Below are 18,433 nucleotides of genomic sequence, written 5' to 3' on the forward strand. Positions count from 1 at the left end.
TTGGGCCTTCACGTGTCGCGGACGATATTCCCCATTCCTTTTCGAAAAGAGTACGACGTGTATACCAACGCCTGTCAAGTGATTATTACATGATCAATGCCACATCATTTCATATCCATATGGTTATCGATATGACTACATTTTGGTATTTTTTCGCAATATTCGTTATGTCACTTGATGGCGGCACAAATTTCGGCCTATCATTGTATACAGCCTGGACACATATAAATCCCACAGGGTGAGGAGAGAGGCTTATGATGATTGCGCCGCAAAGCGAGAGCCGGGAGGAGGCGCCGCTTGCCGATCTTCTCTCGCATTATTCCATCGAGGTGACATCGCGGGATCTCCAGTCGCTGGAGAGCATGACGGCCACCCTGCCGCAGGGTTGCGAGGTCTTCATCGCCCATCTTCCGAAGGAGGACATCGGCCTTTTGGTAAGGGCCGCGGCGGGGCTGAGAGATGCCGGTTTCGTGCCGATTCCCCACATCGTCGCCCGCAACATCCGAAACCGCCTGGAACTCGACACCATGCTTGCCCGGCTTTCTGAGGAGGCCGGCGTCCGCCATGCGCTCGTCCTCGGCGGTGATCGCGACGATGCCGCCGGAGCCTTCGGCTCCAGCCTGGAACTGATCGAGACGGGGCTCTTTCAGGTATATGGCATCGACCGGATCGCCATCGCCTGTTACCCGGAAGGGCATCCCCGGATCGCCGGCGCCATCCTCGATGCGGCACTGACGGCAAAGATCGACGCGGCTGCACGTGCGGGGCTCGATGTGTTATTGGTGAGCCAGTTCCTGTTCGATCCGAAACCGCTCCTGAACTTTGCAAGGCGGCTTCGCGAACGGGGCGTGACGGCGCCGCTGAGCGTCGGCATCGCCGGGCCGGCCAGCCGCACAAAGCTTCTCAAATACGCGCTTCGCTGCGGCGTCGGCGCATCCTTGCGGGCGCTGCGCGAAAGAAGCGAGATCGCCCGCAACGTACTTTCGGGCGAAACACCGGAAGAGTTGCTGATGGAGATTGCCGCAGCACAGGCCACCGAACCGGATCTCGGCATCAGCGGCGTGCACTTCTTCACCTTCGGCGATCCGGCCCAATCGATCCGCTGGGCAGAGCAGCAGGTGGATCGCTGACTGAAACCGGCTGCAAGGCCTCGACAAGCATCTTTTCAATGGGAGGAATATCATGACGAAACAGAGCCTCGAGCAGAAGCTGAATGCCACCGGCAACACGGTGGATATGCTCCGCAATTCGCAGATCGGCGCCTATATCTATCCTGTCGTACCGCCGGAATTCAGCAACTGGCGCGACGAGCAGCGCGCCTGGCGCGAAACCGCCGTGCTCTTCGACCAGTCGCACCATATGGCCGAACTGATGATCGAAGGGCCGGATGCGCTGAAGCTCATCTCGCATCTCGGCATCAACAGCTTTGCCAATTTCCCGGTCAATCGCGCCAAGCAGTTCGTGCCGGTCAGCCATAGCGGCCATGTCATCGGCGATGTCATTCTCTTCCATCTGGCCGAAAGCCAGTATCTCATCGTCGGCCGCGCACCGACGATCAACTGGGTAGAGTTCCACGGGCAGACCGGCGGCTACGACGTGAAGCTCGACCGCGACGACCGGTCACCATCGCGCCCCGGCGGCAAACCGGTCGTGCGCCGGCGGTACCGCTACCAGATCCAGGGACCGAACGCCTGGAAGATCCTCGAAAAGGTCAACGGCGGACCGCTCGCCGACGTCAAGTTCTTCAACATGGATACGATGAACATCGGCGGGCGCCGCGTGCGCACGCTGCGCCACGGCATGTCAGGCGCCCCCGGCCTCGAGATTTTCGGACCCTATGAAGAAGGTGACGAAATCCGCAACGTCATCCTGGAAGCGGGCGAAGAATTCGGCCTGCGCCAGGTCGGTGCCCGCGCCTATGCGACCAACACGCTGGAATCCGGCTGGATTCCGTCGCCGCTGCCGGCGGTGTATACCGACGAGCGCATGAAATCCTTCCGCGAATGGCTGGGCGCCGACAGCTATGAAGCAACCGGCTCGATCGGCGGCAGCTTCGTCTCCGACAATATCGAGGACTATTACCTGACCCCGTACGAACTCGGCTATGGCCCGTTCGTCAAGTTCGATCACGACTTCATCGGCCGCGCCGCGCTCGAAAAGATTGCCGACAAGCCGCATCGCAGGAAGGTGACATTTGCCTGGAACCAGGACGATGTCGCCAAAGTCTTCCAGTCGCTGTTCGACCCCTCCGCCGATAACTACAAGTATATCGATCTGCCGCTATCGAACTATGCTTCGTCCAACTACGACATGGTAGTGAAGAACGGCAGCACGATCGGCTTGTCGATGTTCTCAGGCTACAGCCACGCCGAACGCACCATGCTTTCACTTGGTACGGTCGAGCCTGATGTAGAGGTTGGCGACGTGCTGACCCTCGTCTGGGGTGAGCCGGATGGCGGGACCCGCAAGACCACCGTCGAACGTCACAAGCAGCTCGAGATCCGCGTCAAGGTCGCGCCGGTTCCTTATGCGCGCGATGCGCGCGAAGCCTATGCCGACAGCTGGCGCACCCGGCAGACGGCGTAAGCAAGGGTGCCCTGAAAGCGGATTCGCCGATGCCGCTTTCCCGCTCCTGAGAGCATCCTCTCAGCAGCGGTAGGCTGCGGATATCGCCTCCGAAGCGGCTGCTATGTCCGAGGGATGGCCGGCCTGCCTGAGGGCCGCGCCATACGCCACGACATTCGAGAGCACCGTCTGGAACGCGGCGCGCGGGCCTGTGTGGTTGAGCCGCAGGAGGTGGGCCGACCCGGCTCCGACACCGGCCGTGATCTCAACCCCCAGCCACCCGGCGGCTTCGATCAGTGAAGCGGGCTCCAGCGTCTCCGGCACCGGCACCGCCGTCACCAGATTGGACGCCTTTGCTGCCGGCACCCAGACCGGGGCTCCAAGTGCAGCAAGCCCCGCCCGTGTCGCCGATGCCGCCAGCGCATGGCGGGCGACGACATTCTCCAGGCCTTCAGCCTCGATGCGGTCGAGCGCTGTCTCCAGCGCGAAGAATTCCAGCGGCGCCGGGGTTCCCGGCAGGCCACGCCGGCCGCTCTCGATCCAGGTCCTCAGATCGGCCAAAGACAAGATCGACTCGCGCGGCGCACCGTCTCTGAGGATCAGATCCCAGGCGCCGCCGCTGACTGAAAGTGCGGACACGCCGGCCGGGCCGCCGAGCGCCTTCTGTGGCCCGATCACCGCGATGTCGATGCCGAGATCGTCGGCGTTGAGCTGATGGCCGCCGACCGAGGCGACCGCATCGACGACGGTGACGATGTTGCGAGCCCGGGCAAGCGCCAGTATCTCGGGCAGGGGATTAAGGATGCCGCTTGCGGATTCGGCATGAACCAGCGCCAGCACATCGATGTGAGGACCGGCATCGAGCGCTTTTGCAACGGCTTCGATCTCGATCGGCAGGCCCGGCTCGGCGACGATATCCCTGACCGTCGCGCCACCCCGCCGTAGCCATTGCCCGAACCAGCCGCCATAGGTGCTGGTGATGATGTTGAGCGCTGAAAGGCCGGGGCGCGCAAGGCTGACCGCCGCCGCCTCCAGCGCCACCACCGCTTCTGCCTGCATCAGCACTATGTCGTTGCGGCTGCGCAGGATACCGCCGATCCTGTCGGCAAGGACGGCGTAGCGCTCCGCGGGATAGGAGGGCACGCCATGCAGGGGATTCCAACCAAGATCGGACATGGATAGTTCCTTCAGCAAGGATCGGTCACGAGACGGGGGACTGCGGCAACGAGTGCGCGGGCGGCCTCCGATTGCGGCGCGGCAACGACCGCCGCTGCCGGGCCGACCTCGACGATCCGCCCGCCATCCATGACGGCAATGCGGTGGGAGACGGCGCGGACCACGGCAAGATCGTGCGAAATGAACAGACAGGCAATGCCCTGTTCTTTCTGCAGGTCGACCAGAAGCTCCAGGATCCTGCCGCGCACGGTCACATCGAGCGCCGAGACCGCCTCATCGAGCACCAGCAACGAGGGCCGTGTCGCAATCGCTCGCGCAATCGCCACACGCTGCCGCTGGCCGCCGGAGAGTGCCCGCACCGGACGGCCGGCATGATCTGCGGTGAGACCGACACGCTCCAGCAGCTCGACGATCTCCCTGGGGCGCCGGTCTTTTGCGACACCGTGGATGCGAAGCGGATCGTCGAGCACTGTACCAACGCTCGCCAACGGATTGAAGGCGGCGAGCGGATCCTGAAACACCATCTGCATACGTGCCCGCCGGCGGCGCAAAGGCGCGCCGTTCAGCGCGAGCCAATCCTCTCCCTCGAAGCGAATCGAGCCGGCATCAGCAGCAACAAGCCGCAGCAGGATGCGCGATAGCGTCGATTTTCCACTGCCGGAGGCGCCGACGAGACCGAGCGTTTCCCCGGCCGCGATGGTGAGCGACACATTATCGAGGGCAGCAATCCGGCGTCCCGCAGACGAAAAACCTTTCGACAGGTTTTCGATGGAAAGCAGCCTGTCGTTCATGACGGCACCTCCGCGATCAGCGGCGGCGTCGCGAGATCGCGATGGCTGGCGATGAGGGCGGCGGTATAGTCGCTCTCAGGCGCCGAAAGCACCGAACGGACGGGACCTGCCTCGACCAGCCTCGCATTGCGGAAAACGGCGATGCGGTCGACGAAGCCAGAGGCCAGCGCGATGTCGTGGGTGATGAAGAGCAGCGTCATGCCGTCCTCGCGCACCAGCCCGTCGAGCAGGCGGACGATCTCGGCCTGGACGATGACGTCGAGCGCGCTGGTCGCCTCGTCGGCGATCAGCAGCGCAGGTCTCGCGGCAATGGCCGCCGCAATCGCCACGCGCTGGCGCTGGCCGCCGGAAAGCTGATGTGGAAACGCCCGCATCGCCTTATCAGGCTGCGGTATCCGCACCCGCTCAATCAATTCCTCGGCCCTGGCATAGGCCTGTTTCCAGCTGAGGCCGAGATGGCGCCTGGCGCCCTCGGCGATCTGCTCACCGATCGTCAAAACGGGATTGAGGCTGGAGCCCGGATCCTGGAAGACGAAGCCGAAATCGCGGCCTGGGCGGGGCGGATGGCCAAGGCCGGGCCAATGTATCTCGCCGCCGACCTTCGTTCCCTCCGGCAGCAGACCGGCAAGCGCGCGGGCAAGCGTGCTCTTGCCGGAACCGCTTTCGCCGATGATCGCCAGCCTTTCGCCGGCGACGATATCAAGATCGATATGGTCTAGCGCGGCCGCACCGCTGCTGCCGCGCACGTAGGTGACCGAAAGCTGTCGCAGGCTCAAAAATATCCCACTCATGCCACCCTCACGCCATTGTCGCCAAGCGCCTTGCCCAGACCCTCGCTGAAGAGATGGACGCCGAGCACGGTCACGGCGAGTGCCGCACCCGGTATGACCGAGAGATAGGATGCAGAACGCAACACGCTGCGGCCCTCGGCGATCATCGAACCCCAGGTGGCGATATTGGGATTGCCGAGACCCAGGAAGGAAAGCGCTGCCTCGGTGAGGATCGCACCGGCGACGATGGTGGCCGAAAGCGCCAGCACCGGCGGCAATGCGTTCGGCAGGATTTCGCGGAAGGCGATCTCGGCCGGATGCATGCCGATCACCCTTGCCGAGGCGACATAATCCTGCTCGCGGATCGCAAGCACCTGCGCTCGCGTCAGCCGCGCCGGATCGGCCCAGGTGCCGAGTGCGATGGCAAGGACGACAACCGGCGTCGACACGCCGATGGTGCTGACGAAAGCAAGGGCGAGCAGGAAAGCCGGCACGATCTGGAAGGCGTCGACCACCCGCATCAGCGCCTCGTCGACGAGCCCGCCGGCAAAACCGGCGGCAAGGCCGACGCAGAGCCCAAGCACCATGGCCGCAAACGCCGCTGCCAGGCCGACGGCAAGCGAGGTTCTGGCACCATAGAGCAGGCCCGCCAGCACGTCGCGGCCGAGACGGTCGGTGCCGAGCGGAAAGCCGGGATCGGCGAACGGCGCCAGCAGTGCGCGGCCGGCAATTTTCAGCGGATCGCCCGGCGAAATAACGGGAGCGAGCAGCCCGGCCGAAAGCAGGACGAGAAGGATCGCAAATCCTGCGGCACCTTCCGGCGTGCGCAGCAGCCGCCGCAGCCAGCTCATGCGCCGCCCTCCGATGCGCCGATGCGCGGGTCGAGTGCGGCATAGACGAGATCGACGACGAAATTGACCGAGATGACCAGGACGGCGCTGGTGACGATGATGCCCATCAACAACGGCGCGTCACGGCCGTTGACCGCCTCCTGCGCCAGCCGCCCGAAGCCCGGGATTGCAAAGATGCTCTCGATCACCACGCTGCCGCCGAGCATGGCCGCCGATTGCAGCCCGAGCATGGTGACGAGCGGCAGCAGCGCGTTGCGCGCGACATGGCGCAGCACGATCCGACTCCGCGACAGACCCTTGGCCCGGGCAAAGAGCACGAAATCGAGCTTCCAGGCCTCGGCCATGCCGCTGCGCATCACCCGCAGGAACAAGGCGAGATAGATCAGCGCCAGCGCGCCGACCGGCAGAACGAGATGATCGGCGATATCGAGCGCGCGCGAAAATCCTGTCTTGCCGGAAGCGATCGTCTCGACGCCGGCGATCGGAAACCAGCGCAGCTTCACCGAAAAGGCGATGCTCAGCACCAGGCCGAGCCAGAAGCTCGGAATGGCATAGACGATCAGCGAGCCGATCGACAGCAGCCGATCCCGCAGACCGCCCGGCCGCGCTCCGGCAAGGACGCCGAGCGCTGAGCCGAGGCCGAAGGACAGCGCCGTCGCACTGCCCATCAGCAGCAGCGTATTGGGCAGGCGTTCGGCAATGAGCGCCCCGACCGGCCGGCCGAAGGCGACCGACCAGCCGAGATCGAAGTGTGCGAGCGAGGAAAGATAGAGCCAGAGGCGTGCGAACATCGATTGGTCGATGCCGTAGCTCTCGCGCAGCGACTGCCTAAGTGCGGCATCGCCGCCGCCGATCGAGCCGAGATAGGCGTCGACGGCATCGCCCGAGGCGGATTCAAGCAGGAAAAAGGTGAAGATCACCACGATCAGCAGCACCGGAATGCTGCTGATCGCCCTGCGCCTCAGGAGGATGATTGCACGTCTCACGCCGGACAGGGCCTCTGGAAGAAAATTGCCGCCGATCCTATCACGATTGTAGCGCCGTATCGCCCCAGTTCGAGACAGCCCAACGCGGATTGTCCGCGACGTTGAGCACGGTATCGCGCGCGACGGTGATGAAACCCCATTCCGCGACGTTGATCAGCGGCAGATCGGCGACGACGAGCTGCTGGAACTTGCGGTACAGATCGGTGCGCGCCGCCGTGTCGACAGTCTCCGAGGCCTGCTTGATGATCTTGTCGAGCTCCGGATTGACGTAGCCGCCCTGATTGGAGAAGGGCACGCCGGCTGGCGTCCCGGACTGGACGAGAATGGTGGTGGAGATCGCCGGATCACCGCGGAAGACCGGCGGGCCGATGGCGAGATCGAAGTCGTGGTCGGTATAAACAGCCTTCTGGTGCGCGGCCGCATCGGCATTGACGATCACCGCATTGATGCCGATCACGGCGAGCGCCTGGCGAAGGTAATCGCCGAACTGCCGGGTCTCGTTGAAATAGGGCGCCGGGCGCAGTTTCAGTGTAAAGCGGTTGCCGTCAGGCCCTTGCTTGTATCCTGCCTTGTCGAGAAGGTCGTTGGCGGCCGCAGGGTCGAACGCATAGGTCGCGACATCGGGTGTATAGAACTCCGGCGCATTCTTCGGCACCGGGCCGGTCGAGGCGGCCGCATAACCGAGGAAGATGGTGTCGACCACGAATTTCTTGTCGATCGCCTGCGCGATCGCCTGCCGCACCCTGAGGTCGGCAAGCTCCTTGCGGCGATGATTGATCTCGACGACGAGCTGATAGGTCAAAGCCTCGTAGCCCTTCGAGATCACTTTGATACCGGCGACCTTGGAGATACGGTCGAGATCGGCCAGCGGCACAGCCGAGAAGGCGGCAAGCTGGATTTCCTCGGCTTCGAGCGCCGAACCCGCTGCTTCGCGATCGGGCAGCACGCGGAAGACGATCTCGTCGAGTTTAGGCTGCTCCTTGTCCCAGTAATTCTCATTGCGCGTCAGCCGGTAATATTCGCCGGGCTTGTGTTCGGCGAACTTGAACGGACCGGTGCCGATCAGCGTGTTGTTGGCCGAGTTGGTGGCGATATCGGTACCGTCGAAAATGTGCTTGGCGACGACGCTGGTCACCACGGGCAGCGCGTTGCGGATCAGCTGGAACGGCGTCGGCTTGGAGAAACGGAAAATGGCGGTGAAATCGTCAGGGGTATCGACGGCTTCGAGATTGGCGAAGACCAGGCGGCCGAGATTCTGCAACGGCTTCCAGATGTTGAGCGCCGAGAAGGCGACATCGACCGAGGTGAACGGCTTGGCGTCGTGCCAGGTGACGCCGTCGCGCAGTTTGAAGGTGACCGAGAGGCCGTCATTCGAGCCCTCCCAGGAGGTGGCGAGGCGCGGTGAAAGCCCGTCCTTGCCGTCGAACGACGCTTCGGCCAGCGGCTCGATCACTTTGCTGGCGACGAAGAAGACGCCGTTCGAGGCGACGATGGCAGGGTTGAGGTTCTTCGGCTCGGAATCGGCCGCAACGATCAGCCGGCCGCCGCCCGGGGTGGTCTGCGCCGTCTGCGCGAGCGCCTGCCGGGCGAGCGCCGTCGAGGCCAGCAGCAGAGCAGTGCCCTTCATCAGCGTGCGCCTGGAGATAGATGGTACGGTCATGACCCCTCCTGATCGGTGAACAATTCGCCGGACTATATTCGAAGCGAAAAGATCATTGCGACAGATATTAAATTCGAATGCGCTGGCCGGACGAGATATTTTTCTGCCCTGTGCGCATTCGCCTGAGCAAGGCGTGCCGCGTTCGCGCGATATGCGACCCGAGAAGCAAAGAAATTCCTGCCGGAAATTACCGCAGCCGGTCTCGATTTGATTTCGGCGACCTCCTACGTAACCGATATCCGATGCGTCGCCGCAGCGGCTCCAGACAGAACGCCCAATACGGGGCAGGCAGCCGCCTTGCCCGATCCATGAGGAAAGTCATGACCCCACGGCAGTTGCGCCTCGGCGCCTTCATGCGTCCCGTCAGTCTGCATACCGGCGCCTGGCGCTATCCCGGTTCCTATCCCGACGCCAATTTCAATTTCGCCCATCTGAAGTCCTTCGCGCAGGCGCTGGAACGGGCGAAATTCGACGCCTTCTTCATGGCCGATCACCTTGCCGTGCTCAACATGCCGGTCGAAGCGCTCAGGCGCAGCCACACCGTGACCTCCTTCGAGCCCTTCACGCTGCTCTCCGCGCTGGCGGCGGTGACGGAGCGCATCGGCCTCGTCGCCACTGCCTCCACCACTTTCGACGAGCCCTATCATATCGCCCGGCGTTTCGCCTCGCTCGACCATATCAGCGGCGGCCGCGCCGGCTGGAACATCGTCACGACGTCCAACCCCGACGCCGCGCTCAATTTCGGCCTTGACGAACATGTGGAGCATGGCGAACGTTATCATCGCGCCCGGGAATTCTACGATGTGGTAACCGGGCTCTGGGATAGTTTCGCCGACGATGCCTTCATCCGCGACCGGGAAAGCGGCCTGTTCTTCGATCCGGAAAAGATGCATGTGCTCGGCCACAAGGGCGAGGAACTCAGCGTGCGCGGGCCGCTCAATATCGCCCGGCCGCCGCAGGGCTGGCCCGTCATCGTCCAGGCCGGCCAGTCGGACCCCGGCCGCCAGCTTGCCGCGGAGACCGCCGAGATGGTCTTCTGTTCGCCGCGCGATCTGGCCGCCGGCAGGGCGCTCTATGCCGATATCAAAGGTCGCATGGAAGCCATCGGCCGCAACCGCGACCACCTGAAGATCCTGCCCGCCGCCTTCGTCATCGTCGGCGACAGCATCGAGGAGGCGCGTGCCAAACGCGCCACGCTCGACAGCCTGGTGCATTACGACAGCGCCATCGCTTCGCTTTCGATCGCGCTCGGCCATGACGCTTCGGGCTTCGATCCCGACGCACCGCTACCATCAGATATTCCCGACACCAATGCCAGCAAGACCGGCCGGGCACAGGTGCTGAAGCTTGCGGCGGAGGAAAATCTGACGGTGCGCCAGCTGGCGCAGCGTTATGGCGGCTATGCCGGCCTTGCCTTCGTCGGCACGCCGGCTAGCATCGCCGACGAGATGGAGCGCTGGCTTGACGAGGAAGGCTCGGACGGTTTCAACATCGTTTTCCCCTATCTGCCGCAAGGTCTCACCGACGTCACCGAACGGCTGGTTCCCGAGCTGCAGCGCCGCGGCCTGTTCCGCAGCGAATACGAGGGCACGACGCTGCGCGAACATCTCGGATTGCCGCGGCCGGAGAACCGGTTTTTCGCCGCCAGTGCCTAAGACGCTACGGGCAATCCCCGCGCGGCAATACGATGGCGTAACCGTCAGAATTCGACGGTCCTGTTGTCAAAGCCCAGCCGCGCGGGTTCGAATTCCCTTTCATCAGCGGAGGGATCGCGCAATGCCTCAAACAGCGTCTTCGGCGTCCAGTTCACCTGAAATTCCGCATAGCTGACAAGGACATAGGCCGCTTCGCCGCGATCAGTGATCACCAGCGGCCGCTCGCTCGCTTCCTTCTTCGCCTTGCTCGGATTCCGGTTGAAGGCTGCGCCGGTCATGAAGGACATTTTCATCGAAACCATCCACTCTACATCAAGAGGGAATATACCCAACCTGCCGGTCTCAGACCATGGCCCCCACATCGAATGCATCGCTTTCGCCCGGCATCAGTTCGAGCGGCCAGATGATGTTGCGCTCGCCTCCCGGATAGAAATCTCGATAGACCGGCATGGTGGCGAGAAGCATCGAGCCGAGCGCGACGCCGAGATCGTAGAGCGAGATGCGGAAGCAGCTCAGCGACGGCTGCAGGAACCGTGCGCGCGGTGCATCGCGGAAGCCGATCACCGCAAGGTCGCGGCCGGGCATGACGCCCGATTCCATCAGGCGGCGGTAAAGGCCGATCGCCATCAGCTCGTAGATCAGGATCACCGCCGTCGGCCGCTCTTCGAGCAGCAGCAGCTCATGGGCCGCCTGATAGCCGCCCTGTTCGCTAGACTTGACGCGGATGACGAGTGACGGGTCGAAGGCAATATCGTGCCGCTCGAGCGCCCGGCGATAGCTGTCGATAAAGAGATAGCCGAGGTTGGCCTCGCTCGACGGCGCGGTGATCGCGATCCGGCGGTGGCCCAGCGCGATCAGCCGCTCGACGGCGTGGTCCGCCACGCCCTCGAAATCGAGATCGATCCAGGGGAAATTGCTGGCCGAAAGACTGCGGCCGAGCGCGACGAAGGGAATCTTTGCCCGTGACAGAAAGTCGATGCGCCGGTCGAGGCGCTGCGTGTCCGAGATGATCATCGCATCGACGATGCGCCGCGCCACCATCCGCTTCAGATATTCGTGCGGATCCTCGTCGCTCGGGCAGGGCAACATGATGAGGTCGAGCTTGTGGCGGGCAAAAACGCTCTGCAGGCCGCTGGTGACGCCGAGGAAGAAGTTGTCGGCGTTCTCGACCGTCTCCTTGCTGGATTCGATCATCAACCCGATGACCTTCGTCTGCCCCTGCCTCAGGCTCCGCCCAGACTGGTTGGCGACATAGCCGAGTTCCTCGGCCGCCGCCAACACCCGCCGGCGGGTTTCCTGATTGACATCAAGCTTGCCGTTCAGCGCGCGGGAGACCGTGCCGATCGAAATATTCAAGTGTTCGGCAAGCTGGCGAATCCCTTTCATCGCTGACGATTTTCCCCGGAGAATGATGCCCAAAAGTGTGCGCGGTTTTCGGACGACATCATGCTCCATTTCTTTAATTCAGATCCGTCCGGATCTGAGGCCCGTAATTTCCCATTTGCCGTCTATTGACACCGCAAAATGTTTTCGCCTACAGTCGTAAACGTTTACGGAGTGCGTGTCACGAGGAGAGTTGACACCGTTCCCTTGGAGGAAATCGTGAAATTCAGTGCCATTCTGTGCGGGTGCGGAGCTATGTCCAAAGGTTGGTTGCGCGCCATCGCTTCCAACCCGCTGCTGGCCGACTCCATCATCATCGTCGGCCTCGTCGACCTGAACCGGGAGACGGCGGAAAAGCTTGCCGCGGAGTTCGGCCTTGAAGGCGCCGTCATCGGTTCGGACCTTTCCGACGTCATCGCGGGCACAAAGGCCGACCTGGTCTTCGACATCGTCATTCCGGCCGCGCGCTACGACGTCGTTTCCACCGCACTGAAGGCCGGCTGCCATGTGCTCAGCGAAAAGCCGATGGCGGCCTCGCTTGCCGAGGGCGCCGCGCTGGTCGATCTTGCCGCCGAGACCGGCCGCATCCACGCCGTCATCCAGAACCGCCGCTTCATATCAGGCGTCAGGCGCCTTCGCCGCTTCGTCGAAAGCGGCGCGATCGGCGAACTCACCGGCATCCATTGCGACTTCTTCCTGGCGCCGCATTTCGGCGGCTTCCGCGAAGAGATGGACAACGTCCTGCTTCTCGACATGGCGATCCACACTTTCGATGCAGCGCGCTACGTCGCCGACAGGAAGCCGCTTGCCGTCTATTGCGTCGAGCGCAATCCGAAGGGTTCGTGGTATCGGCACGGCGCCTCGGCCAACGCCATCTTCGAATTTTCCGACGACATCGTCTTCACCTATCGCGGCTCCTGGTGCGCCGAGGGCGAGCGCACCAGCTGGGAAAGCCAGTGGCGCCTCGTCGGCTCGAGGGGAATGCTCGCCTGGGATGGCGAAGAGAATTTCAAGGCGACCATCGCAGGCGAAGAGCCCGGCCTTCTACGTGGCTCTGTTGCCGTAAACGTTCCCGGTCCAGAACACGACGAGGAAACCCATGGTCACGCCAGCGTCATCGCCGACTTCATCGCGGCGATCGGCACCGGCAAACGGCCCGAGACGGTCAATTCCGACAATATCAGAAGCCTTGCCATGGTCTTCGGCGCGATCGAAAGCGCCAAGACGGGCAGGCGCGTCGAAATTTCAGCATAGGATGACGTGACGTGAGCAACCCTGCAAAATCCATTCGTATCGGCACCATGGTCAGCGGCAACAAGGGCGATGCCGCCACCCGCATCGGCGAGATCGCCGGCATGGGCTTCGAAAGCTTCGAACCCTTCTTCTGGCAGACGACCAAGGGGCAGAACCTTGCCGAACTCGGCAAGCGCTGCCTCGATGCGATCGGCGACCGCGACATCACCATCTCGACGCTCGGCATGTTCGGCAATCCGCTGGAAGAGAGCGCGATCGACCTCGAGACGCTGCAGGGCTGGAAGGATTGCATCGACAATGCCCATCACTTCGGCGCCACCTGCGTTGCCGGCTTCACCGGCCGCATCCGTGGCAGGCCGCTGACCGACAGCCTGCCTCGCTACAAGCAGATCTGGAGCGAGCTTGCCAAGCGTGCCGCCGACAAGGGCGTCAAGATCGCCTTCGAGAATTGCGCCATGGACGGCAACTGGGCAAGCGGCGACTGGAACATCGCCCACAATCCCGATGCCTGGGAACTGATCTTCAACGAGACGCCGGACGACAATATCGGGCTGGAGTGGGAACCGTGCCATCAGATGGTCTATCTGATCGACCCTTTGCCGCAGATCCGCAAATGGGCGCACAAGTTCTTCCACGTCCACGGCAAGGACGCGACCATCCGCTGGGAGGTCATCAAAGAACACGGCATCTTCGGCAAGGAGAAGTTCGTCTTCATGCGCACGCCTGGCTTCGGCGACAGCAACTGGACCGACATCATTTCCGAGCTGCGCCTTGCCGGCTGGTCCGGCTCGATCGACATCGAAGGCTGGCACGACCCGGTCTATCGCGACGCGCTTGAAATGACCGGCCAGGTCTATGCGCTGAACCACCTCAAGCATGCCCGGGGCGGCGAATTCGTCGTCGATCCCATCTGATGATATCGTTTCCGGCAAGGAGGAATTGCCGGAAACGGGGATAACCACAAAGGAGGAGAACCATGGCTATCCGCAAATATGCAATTCTGGGCGCTCTGGCGCTTGCAGGCGTCTCGCTCACCGGCCTTTCGGCCAGGGCCGAAGACGTTACGCTGACGCTCTGGTCGCTGGACAGGGACATCCAGCCGGCGCCGAACCTCGTCAAGGAGTTCGACGCCCTGAACAACGGCATCAAGATCGAATACCGGCTGATCCAGTTCGACGACGTCGTCACGGAGGCCATGCGCGCCTATGCGACCGGCCAGGCGCCCGACATCATCGCCGTCGACAATCCGGAGCATGCGCTGTTCTCGTCGCGCGGCGCCTTCCTCGACCTCACCGATATGATCTCCAAGTCGACGGTCATCAAGCCAGCAAACTATTTCCCCGGACCGCTGAAATCCGTGGAGTGGGATGGCAAGTATTTTGGCGTGCCGAAGGCGACGAACACGATCGCGCTCTACTACAACAAGGACATGTTCAAGGCGAAGGGCCTCGATCCGAACAAGCCACCGCAGACCTGGGACGAGCTCGTCGAGGATGCGCGCAAGCTGACCGACCCCGCCAAGAACGTCTACGGTCTCGCCTTCTCGGCCAAGGCCAACGAGGAAGGCACCTTCCAGTTCCTTCCCTGGGCTCAGATGGGTGGCGGCAGCTATGAAAATATCAATGCCGACGGCGCGGTGAAGGCGCTTGAGGTCTGGAAGACGATCATTGACGAGAAGCTCGCTTCCCCCGACACGCTGACGCGCGGCCAGTGGGATTCGACCGGCACCTTCAACTCCGGCAATGCGGCAATGGCGATCTCGGGTCCCTGGGAACTCGACCGCATGAGCCAGGAAGCGAAGTTCGACTGGGGCGTCACATTGCTTCCGGTTCCGAAGGAAGGCGCTGAACGCTCCTCGGCCATGGGTGACTTCAACTGGGCGATCTTCGCCACCAGCAAACATCCGGCCGAAGCCTTCAAGGCGCTCGAATTTTTCGCCTCGCAAGACGACAAGATGTTCAAGAATTTCGGCCAGCTTCCGGCCCGTTCCGACATCTCGATCCCCGAGACCGGCCAGCCGCTGAAGGATGCCGCCCTCAAGGTCTTCCTCGAACAGCTGAAATACGCCAAGCCGCGCGGCCCGCATCCGCAATGGCCGAAGATCTCCAAGGCGATCCAGGACGCTATTCAGGCAGCACTGACCGGCCAGATGAGCCCGAAAGACGCGCTCGACCAGGCTGCGGATAAGATCAAGGCTGTGCTTGGCTAGCTAGCGTCGAGCCAGGCTCTTACTCCCTCTTCTCCCCAGCGGGGAGAAGATGCCCAAAGCGAAGGGCCGGGGGCACCACTTGTTCCTCTTCTTCCCTTTGCGGGAGAAGGGATAACTCAACCATTTCCTCCCGGCAGGGGCCGTCTTTCGCATCATGCGCCAGGCGGCCCCGTTCGGAGTATCGGAGGACCCATGAAGAGGATCCTGATGAGCGTCAGGGACGGCCGCGGTTTCGATATCGTACTGGTCGCTTTCCCGCTCGGTTTTCTGTTCCTGATGGCGGGGCTGCCGCTGATCTACAATGTCGTGATGAGTTTCCAGGAGGTCGACATGTTCAGCCTCGGGACCTTCTCGCGTCCCTTCGTCGGCTTCAAGAATTATACCGACCTCTTCGCGCAGCCGGAAACGCTGCCGATCCTCTACAACACCGTCATCTTCGTTGTTGGCTCCATCGCCGGCCAGTTCCTGATCGGCTTCGGCCTGGCGCTGTTCTTCTGGGTCAATTTTCCCGGCGCCTCATGGATGCGCGGCCTGTTCCTGGTCTCCTGGGTGATGCCCGGTCTCGTCGTCGGCGCCATCTGGAACTGGATTCTCTCCGGCGATTTCGGCGTGTTGAATTTCATTCTCAAGGAAAGCGGCATCATCTCCGGCAACATCTTCTGGCGCTCGGACCCGCATTATTCGCTCTATGCCGTCATCATCGCCAATGTCTGGCTCGGAACCTCGTTCAACATGATCCTGCTTTCCGTCGGTCTTGCCGGCATTCCTGCCGACCTCTTTGAGGCGGCCGAACTCGACGGCGCCAATGTCTGGCAGCGCTTCTGGACGATCACGCTGCCGATGATGCGCTCGACCATCGGCGCGATCATCGCGCTCGGCCTGATCTTCACGCTGCAGCAGTTCGATCTTTTCGCCGCGATTACATCGGGCGGGCCGAACAATTCGTCGAACGTCACGCAATACTGGGCCTGGGATCTCTCCTTCCGCCAATACGACTTCGCCAAGGGCGCGACGATCTCCGTCATCATGATCGTCTTCGTCATGTTTGCGTCCGTCGTCTATGTCCGGTCCACACGCCACGAGGTGCGCGGATGAATACGACGAACCGCGACCGGCTGATGCTCGCGATATCGATCGTCATGGCGGCGATCTATCTGTTCCCGCTCTACTGGATGTACATCACCGCGCTGAAAAGCGGCTCGGAGATGTTCGCGACGCCGCCGAGCTTCTGGCCGACCTCGCCGCAATGGGGCACCTATGCCGCGGTCTGGGAAAGCCGCGACATGGGCCGCTACCTCTGGAACTCACTGGTCATCGCTCTTGGTTCCGTGGCGCTGATCACCCTGCTCGGCGTCGGCTGCGCCTATGTGCTTGCCAGGTACCGCAACGTCTGGGTGGATATCGGCCTGTTCCTGATCCTGATGCTGCAGGTCCTGCCGGCCTCGCTGATGATCACGCCGATCTTCGTCGGCTTCTCGCAGATCGGCCTGCTTTCCACTCCGCGCCTTGCCGTCATCATCGCGGTCGCGGCAAAGAGCATGCCTTTCTTCGTCATCCTGGTGCGCGCCACCTTCATGAGCGTTCCCCAGGAGCTGGAGGAGGCGGCACTCGTCGACGGCAATTCGCGCGTCGGCGCCTTCTTCAACATCGTGCTGCCGCTCGCCCGCAACGGCATCCTGGTCAGCGCCATCCTGATCTTCATGCAGGCCTTCGGCGAATTCGTCTATTCGAAGTCGATGATCCAGGCGGCCGAGCTTCAGCCGGCAAGCGTCGGCCTCAATTCCTTCATGGGGCCGAACACCAACGAGTGGAACAATATCATGGCCTACGCCACGATGTATGTGACGCCGATCCTCGCCATCTTCGTTCTCTTGCAGCGCCGCATCGTATCCGGCCTCACCTCTGGAGCCCTCAAATGACCACACAGATCGAGCTCAGAGGCGTCAACAAATATTACGGCGCCTTCCACGCCCTGAAGAATATCGACCTCTCGATCGCCAAGGGCACTTTCGTTGCGCTCGTCGGCCCGTCGGGCTGCGGCAAGTCCACGCTGCTGCGCTCGCTTGCCGGCCTCGAAAGCATTTCGTCGGGCGATCTCAGGATTGCCGGCGAGCTGATGAACGGCGTGCCGCCGCGCAAGCGCGACGTCGCCATGGTGTTCCAGTCCTATGCGCTCTATCCGCATATGACGGTCGAGGAGAACCTGACCTACAGCCTGCGCATCCGCGGCATCGCCAAGGCCGAGGCCAAGAAGGCCGCCGAGGACGTGGCGGCGACGACAGGTCTTTCCCATCTCCTGAAGCGCTATCCGCGCGAGCTTTCCGGCGGTCAGCGCCAGCGCGTCGCCATGAGCCGCGCCATCATCCGCCACCCCAAGGCCTTCCTGTTCGACGAGCCGCTGTCCAACCTCGATGCTGCGCTGCGCGTCCACATGCGCAAGGAAATCCGGTCGCTGCACGACCGACTGCACGCAACCTTCGTCTACGTCACGCACGACCAGGTCGAAGCGATGACGATGGCCGACCATGTGGTGGTGATGCGCGACGGCGTCATCGAACAGCAGGGCGCGCCGCTGGACCTCTACGACCGGCCGGCGAACCGGTTCGTTGCCGGTTTCATCGGTTCGCCGGCCATGAATTTCATCCCCGCGATTGCCGCGGAAGACGGAAAGAGCCTGATCCTGGATTTCGGCGCGGTGAAACAGACGCTTGCGATATCACGCGCCATCGAACCCGGGCGTAAGCTCATCGCCGGCATCCGGCCGGAACATATCGGCGTCGTCGAGCCTGGGCATGGCAGCTTCGACGTGCCGATCGCCTTCGTCGAATCGACCGGCTCGTCGACCTTCATCGTCGCGGAGACCCAGCCGGAGCTGACGATCGTCGAGACGCGCCGCGACAGGGTCAAGGCCGGAGACATGATCGGACTTTCGGTCGATCCGGGCCAGGTCCATCTCTTCGACGCATCGACGGATCACCTCATATAAAGGCAGCAGCCCTCGGCTTGGAATTGTCATAAAATCGAACCCGGTGACGCCGTCGAGCCGGATCTCGAAAGTATCACCGGCGACTGGCTGCGCGACAAGCTCGACCCGACGATCGCCTGAGGGCCTGTCCAGTCGAGCTCGATCGGA

Annotated in this window: 17 protein-coding genes; 9 read left to right on the top strand and 8 right to left on the bottom strand. The window is 62.7% G+C overall.

The features are described 5' to 3' along the window. The first annotated feature begins 254 nt into the window (after nucleotides 1–254). Complete coding sequence (locus OLZ32_RS26180; RefSeq protein WP_264398483.1) at nucleotides 255–1,130, top strand: methylenetetrahydrofolate reductase; 876 nt, start codon at nucleotides 255–257, stop codon at nucleotides 1,128–1,130. Nucleotides 1,131–1,182: 52 nt separating this feature from the next. Next, the gene (ligM, locus tag OLZ32_RS26185) at nucleotides 1,183–2,586 is read left to right on the top strand and encodes a vanillate/3-O-methylgallate O-demethylase (RefSeq protein WP_264398484.1); all 1,404 of its coding nucleotides are present in this window, start codon (nucleotides 1,183–1,185) and stop codon (nucleotides 2,584–2,586) included. Nucleotides 2,587–2,646: 60 nt separating this feature from the next. Here ligM and OLZ32_RS26190 read toward each other — a convergent pair whose 3' ends face one another. Genes OLZ32_RS26190 through OLZ32_RS26215 form a run of 6 tightly spaced genes read right to left on the bottom strand, consistent with a single transcriptional unit; the run spans nucleotide 2,647 to nucleotide 8,799 of the window. Beyond that, complete coding sequence (locus OLZ32_RS26190; protein WP_264398485.1) at nucleotides 2,647–3,741, bottom strand: pyridoxal-phosphate-dependent aminotransferase family protein; 1,095 nt, start codon at nucleotides 3,739–3,741, stop codon at nucleotides 2,647–2,649. A gap of 11 nt (nucleotides 3,742–3,752) precedes the next feature. Further along, the gene (locus OLZ32_RS26195; RefSeq protein ID WP_264398486.1) at nucleotides 3,753–4,532 is read right to left on the bottom strand and encodes an ABC transporter ATP-binding protein; all 780 of its coding nucleotides are present in this window, start codon (nucleotides 4,530–4,532) and stop codon (nucleotides 3,753–3,755) included. Continuing rightward, nucleotides 4,529–5,323 carry an ABC transporter ATP-binding protein gene (locus tag OLZ32_RS26200; RefSeq protein WP_264398487.1) on the bottom strand — a complete coding sequence of 265 codons (795 nt, stop codon included), beginning with the start codon at nucleotides 5,321–5,323 and terminating at the stop codon, nucleotides 4,529–4,531. The genes OLZ32_RS26195 and OLZ32_RS26200 overlap by 4 nt, the downstream gene beginning before the upstream one ends. Then, entirely contained in the window at nucleotides 5,320–6,153 is an 834-nt protein-coding gene (locus tag OLZ32_RS26205) for an ABC transporter permease (protein ID WP_264398488.1), read from the bottom strand. The genes OLZ32_RS26200 and OLZ32_RS26205 overlap by 4 nt, the downstream gene beginning before the upstream one ends. After that, nucleotides 6,150–7,139 (bottom strand): ABC transporter permease, encoded by a 990-nt coding sequence (locus OLZ32_RS26210; RefSeq protein ID WP_003549254.1) that lies wholly within the window; start codon nucleotides 7,137–7,139, stop codon nucleotides 6,150–6,152. Before OLZ32_RS26210 ends, OLZ32_RS26205 begins: the two co-directional genes overlap by 4 nt. 40 nt (nucleotides 7,140–7,179) lie before the next feature. Further along, nucleotides 7,180–8,799: an ABC transporter substrate-binding protein gene (locus OLZ32_RS26215; protein ID WP_264398489.1), complete on the bottom strand. Its 1,620-nt coding sequence runs from the start codon at nucleotides 8,797–8,799 to the stop codon at nucleotides 7,180–7,182. Between the two features lie 320 nt (nucleotides 8,800–9,119). Between OLZ32_RS26215 and OLZ32_RS26220 the strand changes: the two genes are divergently transcribed. Beyond that, entirely contained in the window at nucleotides 9,120–10,454 is a 1,335-nt protein-coding gene (locus OLZ32_RS26220; RefSeq protein ID WP_017992317.1) for an LLM class flavin-dependent oxidoreductase, read from the top strand. 44 nt (nucleotides 10,455–10,498) lie between these two features. Here the strand turns inward: OLZ32_RS26220 and OLZ32_RS26225 are convergent, their stop codons facing one another. After that, nucleotides 10,499–10,747 (bottom strand): type II toxin-antitoxin system Phd/YefM family antitoxin, encoded by a 249-nt coding sequence (locus OLZ32_RS26225; protein ID WP_245274986.1) that lies wholly within the window; start codon nucleotides 10,745–10,747, stop codon nucleotides 10,499–10,501. A gap of 49 nt (nucleotides 10,748–10,796) precedes the next feature. Then, complete coding sequence (locus OLZ32_RS26230; RefSeq protein WP_264398490.1) at nucleotides 10,797–11,840, bottom strand: substrate-binding domain-containing protein; 1,044 nt, start codon at nucleotides 11,838–11,840, stop codon at nucleotides 10,797–10,799. Between the two features lie 216 nt (nucleotides 11,841–12,056). On the opposite strand from OLZ32_RS26230, the gene OLZ32_RS26235 reads away from it, so the two are divergent. The 6 genes from OLZ32_RS26235 (at nucleotide 12,057) to OLZ32_RS26260 (ending at nucleotide 18,286) form a co-directional block, all read left to right on the top strand. Then, complete coding sequence (locus OLZ32_RS26235) at nucleotides 12,057–13,091, top strand: Gfo/Idh/MocA family protein (protein ID WP_264398491.1); 1,035 nt, start codon at nucleotides 12,057–12,059, stop codon at nucleotides 13,089–13,091. 11 nt (nucleotides 13,092–13,102) lie between these two features. Continuing rightward, the gene (locus OLZ32_RS26240) at nucleotides 13,103–14,005 is read left to right on the top strand and encodes a sugar phosphate isomerase/epimerase family protein (protein WP_264398492.1); all 903 of its coding nucleotides are present in this window, start codon (nucleotides 13,103–13,105) and stop codon (nucleotides 14,003–14,005) included. 62 nt (nucleotides 14,006–14,067) lie between these two features. Beyond that, nucleotides 14,068–15,300 carry an ABC transporter substrate-binding protein gene (locus OLZ32_RS26245; RefSeq protein ID WP_264423509.1) on the top strand — a complete coding sequence of 411 codons (1,233 nt, stop codon included), beginning with the start codon at nucleotides 14,068–14,070 and terminating at the stop codon, nucleotides 15,298–15,300. A 192-nt stretch (nucleotides 15,301–15,492) separates the two neighbouring features. Then, on the top strand, nucleotides 15,493–16,395 hold the full coding sequence (locus OLZ32_RS26250) for a carbohydrate ABC transporter permease (RefSeq protein WP_028743425.1): 903 nt from the start codon (nucleotides 15,493–15,495) through the stop codon (nucleotides 16,393–16,395). Further along, nucleotides 16,392–17,219, top strand: a complete 828-nt coding sequence (locus OLZ32_RS26255; RefSeq protein ID WP_003549270.1) for a carbohydrate ABC transporter permease — start codon at nucleotides 16,392–16,394, stop codon at nucleotides 17,217–17,219. The genes OLZ32_RS26250 and OLZ32_RS26255 overlap by 4 nt, the downstream gene beginning before the upstream one ends. Then, nucleotides 17,216–18,286 (top strand): ABC transporter ATP-binding protein, encoded by a 1,071-nt coding sequence (locus OLZ32_RS26260; protein ID WP_017992321.1) that lies wholly within the window; start codon nucleotides 17,216–17,218, stop codon nucleotides 18,284–18,286. Before OLZ32_RS26255 ends, OLZ32_RS26260 begins: the two co-directional genes overlap by 4 nt. Nucleotides 18,287–18,433: the final 147 nt, after the last annotated feature.

The sequence above is a fragment of the Rhizobium acaciae genome (genome assembly GCF_025941625.1).
Lineage (GTDB): Bacteria > Pseudomonadota > Alphaproteobacteria > Rhizobiales > Rhizobiaceae > Rhizobium > Rhizobium acaciae.

What these genes read in the sequence shown, in the direction of transcription:
- OLZ32_RS26220 (WP_017992317.1), top strand. Translation starts at nt 9,120, where the DNA reads ATGACCCCACGGCAGTTGCGCCTCGGCGCCTTCATGCGTCCCGTCAGT.
- ligM (WP_264398484.1), top strand. Translation starts at nt 1,183, where the DNA reads ATGACGAAACAGAGCCTCGAGCAGAAGCTGAATGCCACCGGCAACACG.
- OLZ32_RS26195 (WP_264398486.1), bottom strand. Translation starts at nt 4,532, where the DNA reads ATGAACGACAGGCTGCTTTCCATCGAAAACCTGTCGAAAGGTTTTTCG.
- OLZ32_RS26245 (WP_264423509.1), top strand. Translation starts at nt 14,068, where the DNA reads ATGGCTATCCGCAAATATGCAATTCTGGGCGCTCTGGCGCTTGCAGGC.
- OLZ32_RS26255 (WP_003549270.1), top strand. Translation starts at nt 16,392, where the DNA reads ATGAATACGACGAACCGCGACCGGCTGATGCTCGCGATATCGATCGTC.
- OLZ32_RS26180 (WP_264398483.1), top strand. Translation starts at nt 255, where the DNA reads ATGATGATTGCGCCGCAAAGCGAGAGCCGGGAGGAGGCGCCGCTTGCC.
- OLZ32_RS26190 (WP_264398485.1), bottom strand. Translation starts at nt 3,741, where the DNA reads ATGTCCGATCTTGGTTGGAATCCCCTGCATGGCGTGCCCTCCTATCCC.
- OLZ32_RS26260 (WP_017992321.1), top strand. Translation starts at nt 17,216, where the DNA reads ATGACCACACAGATCGAGCTCAGAGGCGTCAACAAATATTACGGCGCC.
- OLZ32_RS26200 (WP_264398487.1), bottom strand. Translation starts at nt 5,323, where the DNA reads ATGAGTGGGATATTTTTGAGCCTGCGACAGCTTTCGGTCACCTACGTG.
- OLZ32_RS26205 (WP_264398488.1), bottom strand. Translation starts at nt 6,153, where the DNA reads ATGAGCTGGCTGCGGCGGCTGCTGCGCACGCCGGAAGGTGCCGCAGGA.
- OLZ32_RS26215 (WP_264398489.1), bottom strand. Translation starts at nt 8,799, where the DNA reads ATGACCGTACCATCTATCTCCAGGCGCACGCTGATGAAGGGCACTGCT.
- OLZ32_RS26230 (WP_264398490.1), bottom strand. Translation starts at nt 11,840, where the DNA reads ATGAAAGGGATTCGCCAGCTTGCCGAACACTTGAATATTTCGATCGGC.
- OLZ32_RS26225 (WP_245274986.1), bottom strand. Translation starts at nt 10,747, where the DNA reads ATGAAAATGTCCTTCATGACCGGCGCAGCCTTCAACCGGAATCCGAGC.
- OLZ32_RS26250 (WP_028743425.1), top strand. Translation starts at nt 15,493, where the DNA reads ATGAAGAGGATCCTGATGAGCGTCAGGGACGGCCGCGGTTTCGATATC.